At 72.0% G+C, this 17,997-nt stretch carries 14 protein-coding genes; 9 read left to right on the top strand and 5 right to left on the bottom strand.

The genetic code is table 11. The annotated features are described in order from the left end of the window. Window positions 1-98: 98 nt before the first annotated feature. From QCN29_RS24565 to QCN29_RS24555, 3 genes are all read left to right on the top strand, one after another. Window positions 99-1,358 carry a M20 family metallo-hydrolase gene (locus QCN29_RS24565; protein WP_279930836.1) on the top strand — a complete coding sequence of 420 codons (1,260 nt, stop codon included), beginning with the start codon at window positions 99-101 and terminating at the stop codon, window positions 1,356-1,358. Then, the gene (locus QCN29_RS24560) at window positions 1,351-2,142 is read left to right on the top strand and encodes a nitrilase-related carbon-nitrogen hydrolase (RefSeq protein ID WP_279930835.1); all 792 of its coding nucleotides are present in this window, start codon (window positions 1,351-1,353) and stop codon (window positions 2,140-2,142) included. Before QCN29_RS24565 ends, QCN29_RS24560 begins: the two co-directional genes overlap by 8 nt. Before the next feature lie 115 nt (window positions 2,143-2,257). Continuing rightward, window positions 2,258-3,895: a flavin monoamine oxidase family protein gene (locus QCN29_RS24555; RefSeq protein WP_279930890.1), complete on the top strand. Its 1,638-nt coding sequence runs from the start codon at window positions 2,258-2,260 to the stop codon at window positions 3,893-3,895. 230 nt (window positions 3,896-4,125) lie between these two features. Here QCN29_RS24555 and QCN29_RS24550 read toward each other — a convergent pair whose 3' ends face one another. Next, window positions 4,126-4,590: a hypothetical protein gene (locus QCN29_RS24550; RefSeq protein ID WP_279930888.1), complete on the bottom strand. Its 465-nt coding sequence runs from the start codon at window positions 4,588-4,590 to the stop codon at window positions 4,126-4,128. Window positions 4,591-4,970: 380 nt separating this feature from the next. Here QCN29_RS24550 and QCN29_RS24545 point away from each other — a divergent pair, with 380 nt between their 5' ends. Beyond that, on the top strand, window positions 4,971-6,725 hold the full coding sequence (locus QCN29_RS24545; protein ID WP_279930834.1) for an acetyl/propionyl/methylcrotonyl-CoA carboxylase subunit alpha: 1,755 nt from the start codon (window positions 4,971-4,973) through the stop codon (window positions 6,723-6,725). Window positions 6,726-6,794: 69 nt separating this feature from the next. Here QCN29_RS24545 and QCN29_RS24540 read toward each other — a convergent pair whose 3' ends face one another. After that, window positions 6,795-8,207 carry an MFS transporter gene (locus QCN29_RS24540; RefSeq protein ID WP_279930833.1) on the bottom strand — a complete coding sequence of 471 codons (1,413 nt, stop codon included), beginning with the start codon at window positions 8,205-8,207 and terminating at the stop codon, window positions 6,795-6,797. Between the two features lie 211 nt (window positions 8,208-8,418). Between QCN29_RS24540 and QCN29_RS24535 the strand changes: the two genes are divergently transcribed. Continuing rightward, complete coding sequence (locus QCN29_RS24535) at window positions 8,419-8,967, top strand: TetR/AcrR family transcriptional regulator (protein ID WP_240137569.1); 549 nt, start codon at window positions 8,419-8,421, stop codon at window positions 8,965-8,967. A 70-nt stretch (window positions 8,968-9,037) separates the two neighbouring features. Here the strand turns inward: QCN29_RS24535 and QCN29_RS24530 are convergent, their stop codons facing one another. Both QCN29_RS24530 and QCN29_RS24525 read right to left on the bottom strand, forming a co-directional pair. Next, window positions 9,038-9,985: a DeoR/GlpR family DNA-binding transcription regulator gene (locus QCN29_RS24530; protein ID WP_450169965.1), complete on the bottom strand. Its 948-nt coding sequence runs from the start codon at window positions 9,983-9,985 to the stop codon at window positions 9,038-9,040. Window positions 9,986-10,166: 181 nt separating this feature from the next. Further along, window positions 10,167-11,606, bottom strand: a complete 1,440-nt coding sequence (locus QCN29_RS24525) for an NAD(P)H-quinone dehydrogenase (RefSeq protein WP_240137510.1) — start codon at window positions 11,604-11,606, stop codon at window positions 10,167-10,169. 224 nt (window positions 11,607-11,830) lie between these two features. Between QCN29_RS24525 and QCN29_RS24520 the strand changes: the two genes are divergently transcribed. The 3 genes from QCN29_RS24520 (at window position 11,831) to QCN29_RS24510 (ending at window position 15,733) form a co-directional block, all read left to right on the top strand. Beyond that, the gene (locus tag QCN29_RS24520) at window positions 11,831-12,268 is read left to right on the top strand and encodes a gamma-glutamylcyclotransferase (RefSeq protein WP_240137512.1); all 438 of its coding nucleotides are present in this window, start codon (window positions 11,831-11,833) and stop codon (window positions 12,266-12,268) included. A gap of 141 nt (window positions 12,269-12,409) precedes the next feature. Beyond that, window positions 12,410-13,252: a purine-nucleoside phosphorylase gene (locus QCN29_RS24515; RefSeq protein WP_398859861.1), complete on the top strand. Its 843-nt coding sequence runs from the start codon at window positions 12,410-12,412 to the stop codon at window positions 13,250-13,252. An 840-nt stretch (window positions 13,253-14,092) separates the two neighbouring features. Beyond that, window positions 14,093-15,733, top strand: a complete 1,641-nt coding sequence (locus QCN29_RS24510; protein ID WP_279930828.1) for a phospho-sugar mutase — start codon at window positions 14,093-14,095, stop codon at window positions 15,731-15,733. Window positions 15,734-16,292: 559 nt separating this feature from the next. On the opposite strand, the gene QCN29_RS24505 is transcribed toward QCN29_RS24510, so the two are convergent. Continuing rightward, window positions 16,293-16,928, bottom strand: a complete 636-nt coding sequence (locus tag QCN29_RS24505) for a PH domain-containing protein (RefSeq protein WP_279930827.1) — start codon at window positions 16,926-16,928, stop codon at window positions 16,293-16,295. 124 nt (window positions 16,929-17,052) lie between these two features. Here QCN29_RS24505 and deoC point away from each other — a divergent pair, with 124 nt between their 5' ends. Further along, entirely contained in the window at window positions 17,053-17,994 is a 942-nt protein-coding gene (gene deoC / locus QCN29_RS24500) for a deoxyribose-phosphate aldolase (protein ID WP_240137518.1), read from the top strand. Window positions 17,995-17,997 lie beyond the last annotated feature (3 nt).

Here is a 17,997-nt window from a genome sequence, read left to right as displayed (position 1 = left end):
GGTAAAGCGTGCGCAGCCGGGTCCCCGCCCTCGCAGCCGAGTCCTCCGCACCGGCTCCCTCCGAAATCCCCTGACCCGACTTTCCCAGGAGAAAACACATGACCACCGAGCACATGACCCCGGACTCCGACTCCGAGCTGTTCCTGCGAGACTTCCGCTCGCTGAGCCGGATCGGCGAGACACCCGGCGGAGGCGTGGACCGGCAGGCCGCGACCGTCGCCGACGCCCAGGCGCGGGCCTGGTTCACCGCCCTGCTGAGCCAGTACGGCTTCACCGTCGAGGTCGACGCCATCGGCAACGTCTTCGGGCTGCTGGAGTGGAACCCTGGAGCACCGTACGTGCTGGTCGGCTCCCACCTCGACAGCCAGCCCCTGGCCGGCAAGTTCGACGGGGCGTACGGTGTCGCGGCTGCCCTGCACGCGGGCCGGCGGCTGGCCGCGGGTCATGCCCCCGGTCACCGGCCGAAGTACAACCTGGCGGTGGTGGACTGGTTCAACGAGGAGGGGTCCCGGTTCGCCCCGTCCATGATGGGCAGCTCGGTTTTCACCGGAAAGATGACGGCAGCGGACGCCCTCGCCATTCGTGACGTGGAGGGAGTGACCGTCGCCGAGGCCCTCGCCGCCATCGGGCACTCCGGGTCCGGGGCCGGGCCGGCGCCCGCCGCGTGCGCCGAGATCCATATCGAGCAGGGGCGGTCGCTGGAGGACTCCGGCACCACCATCGGGCTCGTCCACTCCTGCTGGGCGGCGGAGAAGTTCACCGTCACTGTGCGCGGCGAGCAGGCGCACACCGGGTCCACGGTCATCGCCGACCGCCGCGACGCCCTCCTCGGGGCCTCCCGTCTGGTGGTACTGCTGCGCGGGCTGGCCGACCGCTACCCCGCCGGGGGGTTGCACACCTCGGTCGGACAGCTCACCGTGCTGCCCAACTCCCCCGTCGTCGTGCCCCGCCAGGTCGACCTGACGATGGACCTCCGCTCGGCCGACGAGGAAGTCCTCGCCGAGGCAAAGCAGTTGCTGAAGGATGGCATCAAACTGATCGAGGACGAGGTGAACGTCCGGATCGAGGTTCGCGGCACCCATGCGTGGGGTGTCCTTCCGTACCCGGCAGCCGGTGTGGACCTCGCCCGCGAGTGCGCGGAATGCCTCGGCCTGACCAGCCGACCGGTGTACACGCTGGCCGGGCACGACTCCATCAACATGAACGACGTCGTGCCGACGGTCATGCTGTTCGTCCCGAGTCGGGAGGGGGTCAGCCACAACGAGGGCGAGTTCACCGAGGAGCCCGATCTGTGCGCCGGAGTCGACGTCCTGACTGAGGTGGTCCGGAGGCTGTGCGAGGGCTCGCTCGATGACTGAGTCCGGCCCTCTGACCGTGGCGGTCATGCAGGCCACCGGCATCGTCGGCGACGCCACCCGCAACCTGGCGACGATAGAGGAGTTCGCGACGCGGGCCGTGGCACGTGGTGCACGGCTTGTGGTGACGCCGGAACTGTTCGTCAGCGGTTACGGCCCGGCCGCTGTCGCCGACGACGACGGAGCCCTGCAACGCGAACGGCTCGCCGCCGTCGCCCGGTCCGCCGGAGTGGCCCTCGTCGCCTCGACCGTCGACCGCCAGGACGGCGAACGCTTCATCAGCGCATCGCTCTTCGACGGCACCGGGAGCGAACTGACCAGGTACCACAAGATGCATCTCTTCGGTGCGGCAGAGAACACGTTCTTCGCGCCCGGCCGGGAGCGGCCTCAGGTCGTCGACCTGCATGGCGTACCCGTGGCGCTCGGCGTCTGCTTCGACGTGGAGTTCCCCGAGTTCACCCGCGCGGCGGCGCTCTCCGGAGCCGAGCTGCTGTGCGTGCCCACCGCGGTTCCGCTGCGCCCGCCGGTCGACGGCCGGCCCGCACCGTTCGACACCCGGCTCGTCCCCGGCATGGTGGTGCCCACGCGGGCGTTGGAGAGCCAGATCTTCATCGCGTACGCCAACCACGCCGGCCCCGCCTTCGCCGGGCTGAGCTGCATCAGCGATCCCTACGGCCGACGCGTCGCAGCCGGCGAGACGGGCGAGGAGCTGGTGCAGGGCGACGTGAGCCGCAGTGTCCTCCGCGCGGCGCGTCACGACACCGACTATCTCGCCCTGCGCGGCTGACCAGCCCTCCCCGAAGCGACCGTCCCCCTCCCGCACAACCGATCCACGCCGGACCGCACCCCGGCACGAACCTTCAGGACGCCCCGTGAACACGCCCCCGCACAGCGGCATCAGCATGCTGATCCCCGACTTTCCCTTCTCCTACGACGAGTACCTCGCGCACCCCGACGGGCTCGGCTCAATCCCGCGCGAGCAGCACGGCACGGAGGTCGCCGTCGTCGGCGCCGGCATGTCCGGTCTGGTCGCCGCGTACGAGCTGATGAAGCTGGGGCTGAAGCCGGTCGTGTACGAGTCCGCTCAGCTCGGCGGGCGGCTGCGCGGTGCCTGTCAACCCGGTACCGGCCACCCGGTGGCAGACCTGGGCGGCATGCGGTTCCCCCGGTCCGCGCGCGCCCTGTTCCACTACATCGACATGCTCGGCCTCGACACGAAGCCGTTCCCCAACCCCCTCACCCCGGCCTCCGACAGCACCGTGATTGAGATCGCCGGGCGCAGGCACTACGCCGAGTCCTCCGCCGACCTGCCGCAGATGTTCCACGACGTCGCCGCGGCCTGGCAGGACTGCCTTGAGGAACGCTCCCACTTCGGGGCCATGCAGCAGGCGATCGCGGACCGCGACTACCGCACGATCAAGAAGCTGTGGAACGAGCTCGTTCCCCGCCTGGACGACATGTCCTTCTCGCACTACCTCGCCACGTCCAAGGCGTTTTCCTCCCTCCCCTTCGAGTACCGCGAGGCGTTCGGTCTCGTCGGCTTCGGCACCGGCGGCTGGGACACCAACTTCCCCGACTCGATGCTCGAGATCCTGCGGGTGGTCTACGTGGGTGCCGAGGACGACCATCAGCGCATCCTCGGCGGTGCTCAGCGCCTGCCCCAGCTCCTGTGGCAGCACGTCCCCGAGGACCTCGCCCACTGGCCATCCGGTACCAGCCTCGCTTCGCTGCACGGCGGATCGCCCCGCGGCGCGGTGCGGCGTATACGCAGGGCGGAGGGCCCCGGCGACCTGATCGAGATCACGGACAGGTGGGGCAGGACGTCGACCTACCCCGCGGTCATCGCCACGTGCCAGTCGTGGCTGCTGTCCGCCCGGATCGACACGGACGAGTCGCTGTTCAGCCACCATCTGTGGACGGCCATCGAGCGGACGCACTACATGCAGTCGTCCAAGACGTTCGTCGTGGTCGACCGGCCCTTCTGGAAGGACGTCGACCCCGAGACCGGCCAGCACGTGCTCAGCACCACGCTCACGGACCGTCTGACCCGCGGCACGTACCTGCTGGATGACGGCCCCGACAAGCCCGCGCTGATCTGCCTGTCGTACACGTGGAACGACGACGCGCTGAAGTGGCTGCCGCTCGACGTCGAGGAGCGGGTGCGACTGATGCTGCACTCCCTGAAGCAGATCTATCCGAACGTCGACATCGCCTCGCACATCATCGGTGATCCGGTCACCATCTCCTGGGAGGACGACCCGGACTTCATGGGCGCCTTCAGCGACAACCTGCCAGGTCACTACCGCTACCAGGAACGTCTCTACAGCCACTTCATGCAGGAGGGCTTCGCCCCGTCCCACCGCGGCATCTTCCTCGCGGGAGATGACGTGTCGTGGACCGGCGGCTGGGCCGAGGGCGCGGTCACAACCGGCTTGAACGCGGTGTGGGGTGTCATGACCCAGCTGGGTGGCAAGACCACTGCGGCCAACCCTGGCCCTGGCGACCGGTTCGACGAGCTGAAGCCGATCCGGCTGGGGTGACGGGCGGGCGTAGGTGAGGAAACTACTGCTCGGCAGGCGGTCCGCGGCGTGCGTAGCCAGGCCTCCAGGAGCTTGCCGAGGTCGCACGTGACACGAACGCGAGTGATACGGCCGTTCTCGATGTGCGCCATCCGGCTACGGGAAACGGCTCCCCGGTGCCGCGGGGGGCGGAACCCCGGGCAGGGCCTCAGGCGTGACCCCGGGCCGGGCAGGGGGCTCAAGCGGTGGCCTCAGGCGGGAGCGGCGCCGTTCGCGGAAGCGTCGGCAGCATCCGCCTCGGCCCCCTCCGGCGGAGCCTTCGCGCCGCGTTCCTCCCCGTACGCCACCAGCGTCAGCACGATCAGCCCCAGGACGATCATCAAGAAGGCGAACGCGCCCCAGCCCACGAGCCCCACAGTCACCGCACCCAGCACCCCGTGGGTGATCGCACAGGTGACCAGCAGGGTGCGCGCGGCGCGCCCCGGCGCCCGGTCCCGCACCCCGGCGAGCAGCGACACCGCGGCGCACGCCGTCAGATAGAGCCCGAAGGCGATGCCCATCGCCCAGGTTCCGGTGACCATGGCGTCCGGGTCGAGCCCGGCCAGCGACATGGACTGGCCGTCGGCGAAGGTGGCGAGGATGCCGTTGATCGCCACGATGCCGACGGCCTCCGCCAGCAGTACGAGTGCCGTCACCACGGCTGCCGGTCTGCGCACCACGGCGCCCCCAACCCTCAGTCACTCGATTACCGGAAGTACGTACGACAGCGCGAACGCTACTGACTGGTAAACCCTTGGACAAGATGTAGGACCAGATGCTCGGCGGGCCGCTCCACCGGGCAGACAATGATTGGGCCATTCGTAGGGACTCCACAAAGAAACCCATTCGGCCGCTGGACCCCTGAACAGAGACCTTGACCACATCACAGGTCTACTGTGCGAGGGGGGAACCCGTCGTACCTTTGGTGCGACAAGGGATTTCGCAGTCTGGGCGAGCCTCGAATCACGCTCCGTGTGGGCAAGCTCACCATTGGGGACGGGTCGATAGGCCGTGTCGGCAGTCCCTAAACTCAGCTTGTTTCAAGGAGGGAGCCATCGTGCGCAAGGTGCTCATCGCCAACCGTGGCGAAATCGCTGTACGCGTCGCCCGAGCCTGCCGGGATGCCGGGATCGCGAGCGTAGCCGTCTACGCCGACCCGGACCGGGACGCTCTGCATGTCCGCGCGGCCGACGAAGCGTTCGCCCTGGGCGGTGACACCCCGGCCGCCAGCTATCTGGACATGGCCAAGGTGCTGCAGGCCGCCAAGGATTCCGGAGCCGACGCCGTCCACCCAGGCTATGGCTTCCTCTCCGAGAACGCGGAGTTCGCGCAGGCCGTCATCGACGCCGGGCTGATCTGGATCGGCCCGCCGCCGCAGGCGATCCGGGACCTGGGCGACAAGGTCGCCGCCCGGCACATCGCCCAGCGCGCGGGCGCGCCGCTGGTGGCCGGCACCCCCGACCCGGTCAGCGGCGCGGGCGAGGTGGTGGCCTTCGCCGAGGAGCACGGCCTGCCGATCGCGATCAAGGCGGCGTTCGGCGGCGGCGGTCGCGGTCTGAAGGTCGCCCGCACCCTGGACGAGGTGCCCGAGCTGTACGACTCCGCCGTGCGCGAGGCGGTGGCGGCCTTCGGCCGCGGCGAGTGCTTCGTGGAGCGCTACCTGGACAAGCCGCGCCATGTGGAGACCCAGTGCCTGGCCGACCAGCACGGTAACGTCGTGGTGGTCTCCACCCGCGACTGCTCGCTGCAGCGCCGCCACCAGAAGCTGGTCGAGGAGGCCCCGGCCCCCTTCCTGAGCGACGAGCAGAACGCCGAGCTGTACCGGGCGTCCAAGGCCATCCTCAAGGAGGCCGGCTACGTCGGCGCGGGCACCGTGGAGTTCCTCGTCGGCCTCGACGGCACGATCTCCTTCCTGGAGGTCAACACCCGACTCCAGGTGGAGCACCCGGTCACCGAGGAGGTCACGGGCATCGACCTCGTACGGGAGATGTTCCGCATCGCCGACGGCGAGGCGCTCGGCTACGACGACCCGCCGGTGCGCGGTCACTCGTTCGAGTTCCGCATCAACGGCGAGGACCCCGGCCGCAACTTCCTCCCGGCCCCCGGCACGGTGACCGCGTTCACCCCGCCGACCGGCCCGGGTGTGCGACTGGACGCCGGCGTGGAGTCCGGCTCCGTGATCGGCCCGGCCTGGGACTCGCTGCTGGCCAAGCTGATCGTCACCGGCGCCAGCCGTGAGCAGGCGCTGCAGCGCGCCGCCCGGGCGCTGGCGGAGTTCACGGTCGAGGGCATGGCCACCGCCATCCCCTTCCACCGCAAGGCGGTCGCCGACCCCGCCTTCACCGCCAACCCGTTCCAGGTCCACACCCGCTGGATCGAGACGGAGTTCGTCAACGACATCGCGGCCTTCGCCGCCCCGGCGGACGCCGAGGCCGAGGAGGAGGCGGACCGGGAGACGGTCGTCGTCGAGGTCGGAGGCAAGCGCCTGGAGGTCTCGCTGCCGACCTCGCTGGGCATGAGCCTGGCCCGCACCGGGCTGGCCGCGGGCGCGAAGCCGAAGCGCCGCGCCGCCCGCAAGTCCGCCTCCGCGGCGTCCGGCGACGCCCTCGCCTCCCCGATGCAGGGCACCATCGTCAAGGTGTCGGTCGAGGAGGGCCAGGAGGTCAAGGAAGGCGATCTGATCGTCGTCCTCGAGGCGATGAAGATGGAGCAGCCCCTCAACGCCCACCGCTCCGGCACCGTCAAGGGCCTGTCCGCCGAGGTCGGCGCCTCGCTCACGTCCGGCGCGGTGATCTGCGAGATCAAGGACTGAGGACTCAAGGCCCACGGACCGGCCTCAGGGGCCGAGGGCCCGAGGTCCGCGGCCTCGACGACCCGGGGCTCAGCGACCGGCGTCCGCCGTCCGTTTCCGGTGTGGGGCCTGACCGTGAGCTGAACGGTCAGGCCCCACCCGTGTGTTCAGTACCAGGACGAGCGCGGCGGCCAGGAACACGGCGGCCGCCCCGAGTCCGGCGGCGCTGTCCGTGCCCCGGACCCCGGCCCCGTACACCGTGACGACCAGCACGGACAGTCCCAGCGCACCGCCGATCTGCTGCACGGTCTGCATCGTGCCGGAGGCCGCGCCCGCGCGGGACGGGTCGACGCCGCTGAGGATGAGCGCGCTGAGCGGCATGAAGACGAGCCCGACCCCGAGGCCGTTCAGCGCGAGCGGGACGGCCAGCGCCCACTGCCCTCCCCCGGCCGCGGCCGCCGCTGCCTGGCCCAGCACACCGGTGATCGCGAGCGTGAGCCCGGTCCCGGCGACCCTCTTGAGGCCGTGCCGGGCGAGCAGCCGCCCGGCGAGCACGGAGGCGGCGAAGAGGCCCGCGGCGAGCGGCAGAAAGGCGAGCCCCGCGTGCAGCGGGCCGTAGCCGCGTACGACTTGCAGATGCCGTGTGTCGACGTACAGCACCCCGAACATCGCGGCGGGCGTCAGCAGCATCGCCCCGTAGGCGAGTACCCGGTTCCGTACGGCGAACAGGCCGAGCGGAACGACCGGCTGGGCCGCCCGGCGCTCGATGTGCACGAAGACCGGCAGCAGGACGAACGCGGCGGCGAGCGAGGGGGCGACCTGAGGGTCCGCCCAGCCGTGGTCGGCGGCGCGGATGAAGGCGTAGACGAGGGCTGCGACCGCGCCCGTGCCGGTGAGCGCGCCCGCGAGGTCGAAGCGGGCGGGCCTGCGGGGCGTCTCGACGAGGGCGAACGGCAGCAGCGCGGCGACGGCAAGCCCGACGGGCACGTTGATGAACAGCGTCCAGCGCCAGGAGCCGAGGCCGGTCAGCAGCCCGCCGAGGACCATGCCGATCGCAGACCCGGCCGCCGCCATGGAGGTGAACAGGCCCAGCGCACGGTCCCGTTCGGGCCCTTCGGGGTGGATCGTGGCGACGAGTGCGAGCGCCGACGGCGCGGTCACGGCGGCGGCCGCCCCCTGGGCGGCGCGGGCGAGCAGCAGGGCGGGCGCGTTGTCGGCGAGGCCGCCGAGGAGCGAGGCGACGCTGAAGGCGGCCGCCCCCGCGACGAGGGTGCGGCGACGCCCGAACAGGTCGCCGATCCGGCCCCCGACGAGAAGCAGCCCGCCGAAGGCCAGCGTGTAGGCGTTCAGGACCCAGGACAGGCCCGCGGGGCTGAAGCCCAGATCGGCGCCGATGCCGGGGAGGGCGATGTTCACGACGGTGGCGTCGAGCATCAGCATCATCTGACAGCCGAGGATGAGCGCGAGTGCGAGCGCGGGCCTGCGGGATGCCGCGGTGTTCACAGCGCGTGGGCCTCCCCGTGCTCGGATGGCATGCTGGATGCCGGGGGCGGACTCAGGGAGGACAGCGGAGATGGCGACCACGTCGGCGGAGTCCGAGCGGCCGATGCGGTCCGAGCGGCCGCGGTTCGCGCAGCAGCGGTCAGAGCAGACACGGTCAGAGCAGACACGGTCAGAGCAGACGCGGTCAGAGCAGACGCGGTCAGAGCGGCCGATGCGGGCGGATGCGCGCCGCAATCACGCCCGGCTGGTGACCGAGGCCAGGGCCGTCTTCGCGGAGCGTGGCACCGATGCATCGCTCGAGGAGATCGCACGGCGCTCGGGGGTCGGTATCGGAACGCTGTACCGGCATTTCCCCAACCGCCACGCCATGATGAACGCGGTCTTCCAGGACGCGCTGGCGGCGCTGCTCGAGCGCTCCCGCGAACTGGCGGACGCGGAGGAGCCGTGCACGGCGCTCGTCGACTGGCTGCGGGCGATCATCACCCACGCCGGTGAGTACCGGGGGCTGGCCCGGGAGCTGATGTGCGCCTCCGGCGACGAGAGTTCGGCGCTGGCCCGGTGCAGCGGGGAGCTGCGCGAGGCGGGCGAGGTGCTGCTGCTGCGGGCGCAGCGGGGTGGTGCGGTGCGGGCGGATGTCTCGATCGGGGACCTGCTGCAGCTGACGAACGCGATCGCCCTCGCCTCGGAGCAGTCACCGGAGGATCCGGGCCTCCCGGACCGGCTGCTTCGGCTCACGCTGCGGGGGCTGCGGGCGATGTGACCGCGCCCCCGGGAAGCCGACGGCGCGGCGCACCCCACGGGGGCGTGGGGGCGATGCCCCCGCAGAAAGCTCACCTGCGGCGGAGGTCCGCCATGCGCGTCGGCCGGTCCCGATCCGCGGGCTCCGACGTCAGCGGCGAGGGGCTGCGCAACGGGCCTGGAGCACTGCGGGTGCGGCGTTGCCCGGGCAGCGGGACCTCACGGCGGGGCTGCCGCCCCGAGGGTCCCGAGGGCAACCCGTCCTCCGCCACAGGCCCCGCACCGGCGCCGGCACCCGCACCCGCGACGGCGATCTGGACGCCCTGGTCGGCCAGGGCCTGCAACTCCGTGGCGGCACGGTCGTCATGCGCCGGCGGCTCATCCGTGACCAGTCGGGTGATCACGTCCGTCGGCACCGTCTGGAACATCGTGTCGGTGCCGAGCTTGGTGTGGTCGGCGAGCACGACCACCTCCGCCGCCGCCTGCACCAGCGCCCGGTCGACGCTGGCCGACAGCATGTTGGACGTGGACAGGCCGCGCTCGGCCGTCAGCCCGCTGCCGGACAGAAACGCGCGCGAGACACGCAGTCCCTGGAGCGACTGCTCCGCGCCGCTGCCCACCAGTGCGTAGTTGGTGCCCCGCAGCGTGCCCCCGGTCATCACGACCTCCACGCGGTTGGCATGGGCCAACGCCTGGGCCACCAGCAGGGAGTTGGTGACCACGGTCAGCCCGGGAACCCGCGCGAGCCGGCGGGCCAGCTCCTGCGTCGTCGTTCCCGCACCGACCACGATCGCCTCGCCTTCCTCGACGAGGCTTGCGGCGAGATCGGCGATGGCCGTCTTCTCGGCGGTCGCGGACAGGGATTTCTGCGGAAAGCCGGATTCGCGGGTGAAGCCGCCCGGCAGTACTGCACCGCCGTGCCGGCGGTCGAGGAGTCCTTCTGCCTCCAGTGCCCGCACGTCCCGCCGTACGGTCACTTCGGAGGTCTGGACGACGCGGGCGAGCTCACGGAGCGAAACCGCCCCGTTGGCCCGCACCATTTCGAGGATCAATTGGCGACGTTCTGCAGCGAACACGAAACTGACAGTAACCCCATCGCCCGATAGTTTTCAGCAGTATGCACTGAATAGACGAAGTTGCCGACACATGGAGCCCCGGAGTGGTATGGGCTGCCCCGAGTTGTTCGCCCGAACGTCCCAGGCAGGCGGCCTGAACGGCCGGTTACAGCTCGGCGGTGGCCTTCCGGGTGTGCAGCTGCCGCGCGACTTCCGCGATCGACCCCGACAGAGAGGGGTACACGGTGAAAGCATTTGCGATCTGCTCCACCGTCAGATTGTTGTCGACCGCGATCGAGATCGGATGGATCAGTTCGCTCGCGCGCGGCGCGACGACGACTCCGCCGACCACGATCCCGGTGCCGGGACGGCAGAAGATCTTGACGAAGCCGTCCCGGATGCCCTGCATCTTCGCGCGCGGGTTGCGCAGCAGCGGCAGCTTGACGACACGGGCGTCGATGACCTCGGCGTCCACGTCCGCCTGCGTGTAGCCGACGGTCGCGATCTCGGGGTCGGTGAAGACATTGGAGGACACCGTCTTCAGGTTCAGCGGTGTCACCGCGTCGCCCAGGAAGTGGTACATCGCGATCCGGCCCTGCATCGCCGCGACCGACGCGAGGGCGAAGACGCCCGTGACGTCGCCGGCCGCGTACACGCCGGGCGCGCTGGTGCGGGACACCCGGTCGGTCCAGATGTGGCCGGAGTCCTTGAGCCGTACGCCGGCCTCCTCCAGGCCCATGCCCGCGGAGTTGGGGATCGCGCCGACCGCCATCAGGCAGTGCGTGCCGGAGATGACCCGGCCGTCGGAGAGGGTGACCTCCACCCGGTCGCCCACGCGCTTGGCGGACTCGGCGCGCGAGCGGGCCATCACGTTCATGCCGCGGCGGCGGAAGACGTCCTCGAGGACGGCCGCGGCGTCCGGGTCCTCGCCGGGCAGCACGCGGTCGCGCGAGGAGACGAGGGTGACGCGGGAGCCGAGCGCCTGGTACGCGCCGGCGAACTCCGCGCCGGTGACGCCGGACCCCACCACGATGAGCTCTTCGGGCAGGACGTCGAGGTCGTACACCTGCGTCCAGTTCAGAATGCGCTCCCCGTCGGGCTTGGCGTCCGGGATCTCTCGCGGGTGCCCGCCGGTGGCGATCAGCACCGCGTCCGCGGTGAGCCGCTCCTGAGTGCCGTCGGCCGCGGTGACCACGACCGTGCGGGAGCCGTCCATCGCCTGCTGGCCCTCCAGCCGCCCGCGGCCGCGCATGACGCGCGCCCCCGCGCGGGTGACGGAGGCGGTGATGTCATGGGACTGCGCGAGGGCGAGCCGCTTCACCCGTCGGTTGACCTTGCCGAGGTCCACGCCCACGACACGGGCGGAGTGCTCCAGCGGCGGGGTGTCGTCGGCGACGATGATGCCGAGCTCCTCGTACGAGGAGTCGAAGTTTGTCATCACCTCGGCCGTGGCGATCAGGGTCTTGGACGGCACGCAGTCGGTGAGCACCGACGCCCCGCCCAGGCCGTCGCAGTCGACGACGGTCACCTCCGCGCCGAGCTGGGCGCCCACCAGGGCCGCCTCGTAGCCGCCGGGTCCGCCGCCGATGATCACGATCCGGGTCACGAAAAAGTCCGCCTCGCATGTCGTTCCCGGCCTGCCTGCCCGCCCGACCGGGGGTCCGGGGCCTGGCCCCGGGGAATGCAGTACGTACTTCATTGTCCCGCACGGCACGGGCTTCTCTCCCCGCGGGGCCCCGATACGGCAGCCGGACAGCGGCCAAACGGCCGCACTCACGTGCCACAGGCCATATGAGCGGCTCCAGCCTTCCCTCCCGTACCCTCGATCTCATGTCGCTCTACGCCGCGTACGCCGGCAACCTCGACGCGCGGCTGATGTCCCGCCGCGCACCGCACTCCCCGCTGCGCGGCACCGGCTGGCTGAACGGCTGGCGGCTGACCTTCGGCGGGGAGCAGCTGGGCTGGGAGGGGGCGCTGGCCACGATCGTGGAGGCCCCGCGCTCCCAGGTCTTCGTCGCCCTGTACGACATCGCGCCGATGGACGAGGAGGCGATGGACCGCTGGGAGGGCGTCGGACTCGACATCTACCGGCGGATGCGGGTCCGGGTGCACACCCTGGACGGCGAGGAGCCCGCGTGGGTCTACGTCCTGAACGCCTACGAGGGCGGTCTGCCGTCGGCCCGCTATCTCGGTGAGCTCGCGGACGCGGCGGAGTCGGCGGGCGCGCCGCACGACTATGTGATGGAGCTGCGCAAGCGCCCCTGCTGACGATCGGGCAATCACCGGCGGCGGGTTCACCGGCGGCGGGTTCACCGGCGGCGGGTTCGTCGGAAACGACAACACAACGATCCGAACACCGTGAGCTGAGTCATCTACGCGCGTAGGGAATGCTCGGCTACTCTCGACGACGTGAACGCATCTGTGAATCCCGAGCTCCACGGCGCTGCCGCCGATCCCCAGTCCGACCCGCACGGCACCGCCGACGCCGCGGCCGCACGACTGCGCGAACTGACCGGCGCCGAGGCCCACGACGTCGCACTTGTGATGGGCTCCGGCTGGGCCCCGGCCGTCGACGCGCTCGGCGCGCCCGAGGCGGAGTTCCCGGTCACGGAGCTGCCGGGCTTCCCGCCCCCGGCGGTCGAGGGCCACGGCGGCAAGATCCGCTCGTACCGCGTCGGCGACAAGCGTGCGCTGGTCTTCCTGGGCCGTACGCACTACTACGAGGGCCGCGGCGTCGCGGCCGTGGCGCACGGCGTGCGCACGGCGGTGGCCGCGGGCTGCAAGACCGTCGTCCTGACGAACGGCTGCGGCGGTCTGCGCGAGGGCATGCGTCCCGGCCAGCCGGTGCTGATCAGCGACCACATCAACCTCACGGCGACCTCCCCGATCGTCGGCGCGAACTTCGTCGACCTGACGGACCTGTACTCGCCGCGGCTGCGGGCGCTGTGCAAGGAGGTGGACGAGACCCTCGAGGAGGGCGTCTACGTCCAGTTCCCCGGCCCCCACTACGAGACCCCGGCCGAGATCAACATGGTCCGCGTGCTGGGCGGCGACCTGGTCGGCATGTCCACGGTCCTGGAGGCCATCGCGGCCCGGGAGGCGGGCGCCGAGGTGCTCGGCATCTCACTGGTGACCAACCTGGCGGCCGGTCTGACGGGCGAACCCCTGAACCACGAGGAGGTCCTCCAGGCGGGCCGCGACTCGGCGGCGCGGATGGGCGAGCTGCTGACCCGGGTGCTGGCGCGGATCTGACGGCCCCTGAGGGATGTTCTCGCAGGCCGCGGCCCCGCGCCCTGCGCGCCGGGACCCGACGGCCCCTGACGGTCCCCGGCCGCATCGCCGCATGGGGCCCGCCGGGAACAACCTCACCGGCCGCCGCCCGAGCGACACGGGCGCACCGCCCTACCGCACCCCTATGCGAGCCGGGGACGGAACTCCCGGAACGCGCCGTCCCCACCGCACCTCCGTGCACCCCGGGGACTGCGGCGTCACCCCCCCCCGGCGCCCCGCACCACCCGCACCACCCGAGCGGACGCCGGAGCGACACCCGACGCCGCTCCCCCCGCGCAGCGCCCCGGGGGACTGCCGTCGCGCGGGAGGAGGCGCGTGGCGGCAGCCCCCGGGGGCGCACCCCGCGGATGCCGGGAACGGCGGGGAACCCTCGCCACCCCGGCGGCGACGCGGAACGACGCCGCACCCGCATGCCGCGGCACAAAGCAGCCGCCTTGCCGGGGCAGGCTCCCCGGAAGGGAAGGGCCGGGCAGGCACCCCGGAAAGGAAGGGGCCGGGGCAGAACCTCTGGACGGCGAGAACGGCGGGAAGCCCTCGCCGCACCCCGCACCCCGCACCCCGGCAGCGGACACCGCACCCGCACACCGGCCCGGGAACCCGCCGACCGCGAAGCCGCACCCGCCCACGCGGTGCGAAGCAGACTCCCCGCCGAAGCCGTCACACGGCAGGCAGCCCCCAGGAAACCGTCCGGAAACCTCCCCTGGGAGGGCCCCGGGGCGCATCCCCCGGTTACGGGAGGGTGCGGGGTGGGGGAGACAACCCCACAGACACCCATCAACCACCACGAGAGGCGACACCACAGTGACCCAGGACCTCATCGCGCGAGCCAACGCCTGGCTGGCCGAGGACCCGGACGGCGAGACCCGCGAGGAGCTCGCGAAGCTCATCGAGTCACAGGACCTCGACGAGCTCGCCGCCCGCTTCGCCGGCACGCTCCAGTTCGGCACCGCCGGACTCCGCGGGGAGCTGGGCGCCGGGCCCATGCGGATGAACCGGGCCGTCGTCATCCGCGCCGCCGCGGGCCTGGCCGGGTACCTCAAGGCCAAGGGCCGGGGCGACGGCCTCGTCGTCATCGGCTACGACGCCCGCTACAAGTCCGCGGACTTCGCCCGCGACACGGCCGCCGTCATGGTCGGCGCGGGTCTGCGCGCCGCCGTGCTGCCGCGCCCGCTTCCTACGCCGGTCCTGGCCTTCGCCATAAGGCAGCTCGGCGCGGTCGCCGGCGTCGAGGTGACCGCCAGCCACAACCCGCCGCGCGACAACGGCTACAAGGTCTACCTCGGCGACGGCTCCCAGATCGTGCCGCCCGCCGACGCGGAGATCGCGGCCGAGATCGCGGCGGTCGCGAGCCTGGACGACGTGGAGCGCGCCGCCGAGGGCTGGGAGACGCTCGGCGACGAGATCGTGGAGGCGTATCTGGCCCGTACGGACGCGGTGCTGGCGCCCTCCTCCCCCCGTACCGCCCGCGTGGTCTACACGGCCATGCACGGCGTCGGCAAGGACGTGCTGACGGCGGCGTTCGCCCGGGCCGGCTTCCCCGCCCCGGTGCTGGTCGAGGAGCAGGCGGAGCCGGACCCGGCCTTCCCGACGGTCGCCTTCCCGAACCCGGAGGAGCCGGGCGCGATGGATCTCGCATTCGCCGCCGCCCGCCGGGCGCAGCCGGACATCATCATCGCCAACGACCCCGACGCCGACCGCTGCGCCGTCGCCGTGCCGCACGAGGACGACTGGCGGATGCTGCGCGGCGACGAGGTCGGCGCGCTGCTCGCCGCCCATCTGGTGCACAAGGGTGCGACCGGTGCGTTCGCCGAGTCGATCGTCTCGTCCTCGCTCCTGGGCCGGATCGCGGACGCCGCCGGACTGCGGCACGAGGAGACCCTGACCGGCTTCAAGTGGATCGCGCGCGTGGAAGGTCTGCGGTACGGCTACGAGGAGGCGCTCGGCTACTGCGTCGACCCCGAGGGCGTACGCGACAAGGACGGCATCACCGCCGCGCTGCTCGTCGCCGAGCTGGCGTCCGAGCTGAAGGAGCACGACCGCACGCTCACCGACCTGCTCGACGACCTGGCCGTGGCGCACGGGCTGCACGCCACCGACCAGCTCTCCGTGCGGGTGGAGGACCTCAGCGTCATCGCCGACGCGATGCGCACGCTGCGCGAGCAGCCGCCGGCCCGGCTCGCGGGGCTGCAGGTCGTCACCGCCGAGGACCTGACCCGGGGCACGGAAGCGCTGCCGCCGACGGACGGGCTGCGCTACTACCTGGAGGGCGAGTTCAAGGCACGCGTCATCGTCCGCCCCAGCGGCACCGAGCCGAAGCTGAAGTGCTACCTGGAGGTCGTGGTCCCGGTCGCGGACGCGAGCGAGTTGTCCACGGCACGGGAGAGTGCGACGCGGATCCTCTCGGCGATCAAGACGGACCTGGCGAGCGCGGCGGGCATCTGACGCCCCGCGGTGCGCCGCGCCCCGGCCGGGGCGCGGCGCAGCCGTCCGCCCCGCGCCCGCCCGCACGGCCCCGGACACGGAGGACCGCCCGCTCCGCGGACTGCGGCCACCCCACGCCCACGCCGTGACCTCCGGCCACCCCATGCCCACGCCTGATCTGCGGCCCCCCACGCACCGTCGGCCAGACGGCGCCCCCGGGCCGCACCCGGGCCACGCGTCCGCCCCACAGGCCCGGGGGCCGGGCATACAGGCGCCGCCTGTCGGGCGGCACGCCGGACCCCACCGGCCCACGGCCGCGGGCAGTCTGGCAGCGTCTGCGCCCGACAGCACCCCGCAGACGCGCGGCGTGCGAGGCGCGGCGCGCGCCCGCGGCCCCCAACGCCCGGGCAAGGGGCAGAAACGCGTTGGCCCACACCGGCGAGGTGCCTGAAGCGTGCCGCATACCCACACCGGGCCGGACGTCGTCCTCGACACGCACCCCGGCCCGCGCCGTACAGCGGCGCGCAACGCGGACGCACGCCCGGCCCTTCCAGCCCGTGCCGCCTCTGCCAGAACCCGCTCAGCCGGTCGCGAGCAGCACCGCCAGCACCACCGCGCCCGCCACGGCCGGCGCCGCCACCTCGTAGGCCCAGCGGATCTGGGGCTCGCCCTGGGCGCCGGGAAGGGGCCCGCAGCGCTCGGCCATCTCCCGCAGGTCGGCGATCGTCTGGTCGGCGGGGGCCAGCCGCGACTCCTGGTCGCGGACGTCGGCCGTGGCGGACGTCCGGCCGTGCGGATCGTCGTACGCAGCCTGTGCCTGCCTCCGCGCTGCGCGCTTGCGCTGCCGCAGCGATACGGGGATCGCCCAGAGCTGGTACTTGCGGCCGCCCTGGGTGAAGATCTCGCTCGAGTACCCGGCGCGCACATCGGCCACGGACCCCCAAGGCAGCACGATGTTGCGGAAGGGGTTCCTGATGCGGATACGCTCGTCGTTGGCGAAGACCGCGGGCCGCACGGTGAACGCCACCACGAGCGGCACGACGAGCAGCGCCCCCGCCAGGGCGAGCCACGGGGTGCGGCCCTCGCCGCGGATCACGGCGTCGCCGACGATCCACAGGATCAGCGCGAGCAGCAGTCCGCCGCCCACCAGTCCGCCGGTGGACCGGAAGGCCCGGTCGGCGTAGGCGGGCTCGGCGGGCTGCTGGGGACTCGTCATGCCTCCGATTCTGCCGCACGCGCCGGAGCGGCTCCCTCACGGAGCCCGCAGGTCACGATCCGGCAGCGCCGCCTGCGCCCTCTGTACAGCCCGCTACGCGCGTAGATATGCTCATCTCGTGACCATGCCCACCACTGCATTCGCTGACGTGACCGCGTCCGACAGCGCACTGCGCCGCTTCCTCCACGGCCTCCCCGGCGTCGACGCCGTGGGGCTGGAGGCCCGCGCCGCATCGCTCGGCACGCGCTCGATCAAGACCACGGCCAAGGCGTACGCCATCGATCTGGCCATCTCGATGATCGATCTGACGACGCTCGAAGGCGCGGACACCCCGGGCAAGGTCCGGGCGCTCGCCGCCAAGGCCGTCCACCCCGATCCGACCGACCGCACCACGCCGACGACCGCCGCCGTCTGTGTCTACCCGGACATGGTCGCGACCGCCAAGGAGGCCCTGAAGGGGGCCGACGTCAAGGTCGCGTCCGTGGCCACCGCCTTCCCCGCCGGCCGCGCCGCGCTCGACATCAAGCTCGCGGACACCCGCGACGCCGTCGCCGCCGGGGCCGACGAGATCGACATGGTGATCGACCGCGGCGCGTTCCTCTCCGGCCACTACCTCAGGGTGTACGAGGAGATCCGCGCCGTGAAGGAGGCCTCCGGCCCGGCCCGGCTGAAGGTCATCTTCGAGACCGGCGAGCTGTCCACGTACGACAACATCCGCCGCGCCTCCTGGCTCGGCATGCTCGCGGGCGCGGACTTCATCAAGACCTCCACCGGGAAGGTCGCGGTGAACGCCACTCCGGCGAACACCCTCCTGATGCTCCAGGCCGTGCGCGACTTCCGGGAGCAGACTGGAATCCAGGTGGGAGTGAAGCCGGCCGGCGGCATCCGCACCTCCAAGGACGCGATCAAGTTCCTGGTCCTGGTGAACGAGACCGCGGGCGCGGACTGGCTGGACAACCACTGGTTCCGGTTCGGCGCCTCCAGCCTGCTGAACGATCTGCTGCTGCAGCGTCAGAAGCTGGCGACCGGCCGCTACTCCGGCCCCGACTACGTGACGGTGGACTGAGCC

The organism is Streptomyces chengmaiensis (assembly GCF_029846775.1).
Taxonomy (GTDB): domain Bacteria; phylum Actinomycetota; class Actinomycetes; order Streptomycetales; family Streptomycetaceae; genus Streptomyces; species Streptomyces chengmaiensis.
This window is presented reverse-complemented; position numbering and strand designations above follow the sequence as displayed.

Bases quoted from the DNA above. Each gene is read 5' to 3' on its own strand.
- QCN29_RS24565 (WP_279930836.1), top strand. From the start codon at position 99: ATGACCACCGAGCACATGACCCCGGACTCCGACTCCGAGCTGTTCCTG.
- QCN29_RS24560 (WP_279930835.1), top strand. From the start codon at position 1,351: ATGACTGAGTCCGGCCCTCTGACCGTGGCGGTCATGCAGGCCACCGGC.
- QCN29_RS24555 (WP_279930890.1), top strand. From the start codon at position 2,258: ATGCTGATCCCCGACTTTCCCTTCTCCTACGACGAGTACCTCGCGCAC.
- QCN29_RS24535 (WP_240137569.1), top strand. From the start codon at position 8,419: ATGCGGGCGGATGCGCGCCGCAATCACGCCCGGCTGGTGACCGAGGCC.
- QCN29_RS24530 (WP_450169965.1), bottom strand. From the start codon at position 9,985: ATGGTGCGGGCCAACGGGGCGGTTTCGCTCCGTGAGCTCGCCCGCGTC.
- QCN29_RS24520 (WP_240137512.1), top strand. From the start codon at position 11,831: ATGTCGCTCTACGCCGCGTACGCCGGCAACCTCGACGCGCGGCTGATG.
- QCN29_RS24505 (WP_279930827.1), bottom strand. From the start codon at position 16,928: ATGACGAGTCCCCAGCAGCCCGCCGAGCCCGCCTACGCCGACCGGGCC.
- deoC (WP_240137518.1), top strand. From the start codon at position 17,053: ATGCCCACCACTGCATTCGCTGACGTGACCGCGTCCGACAGCGCACTG.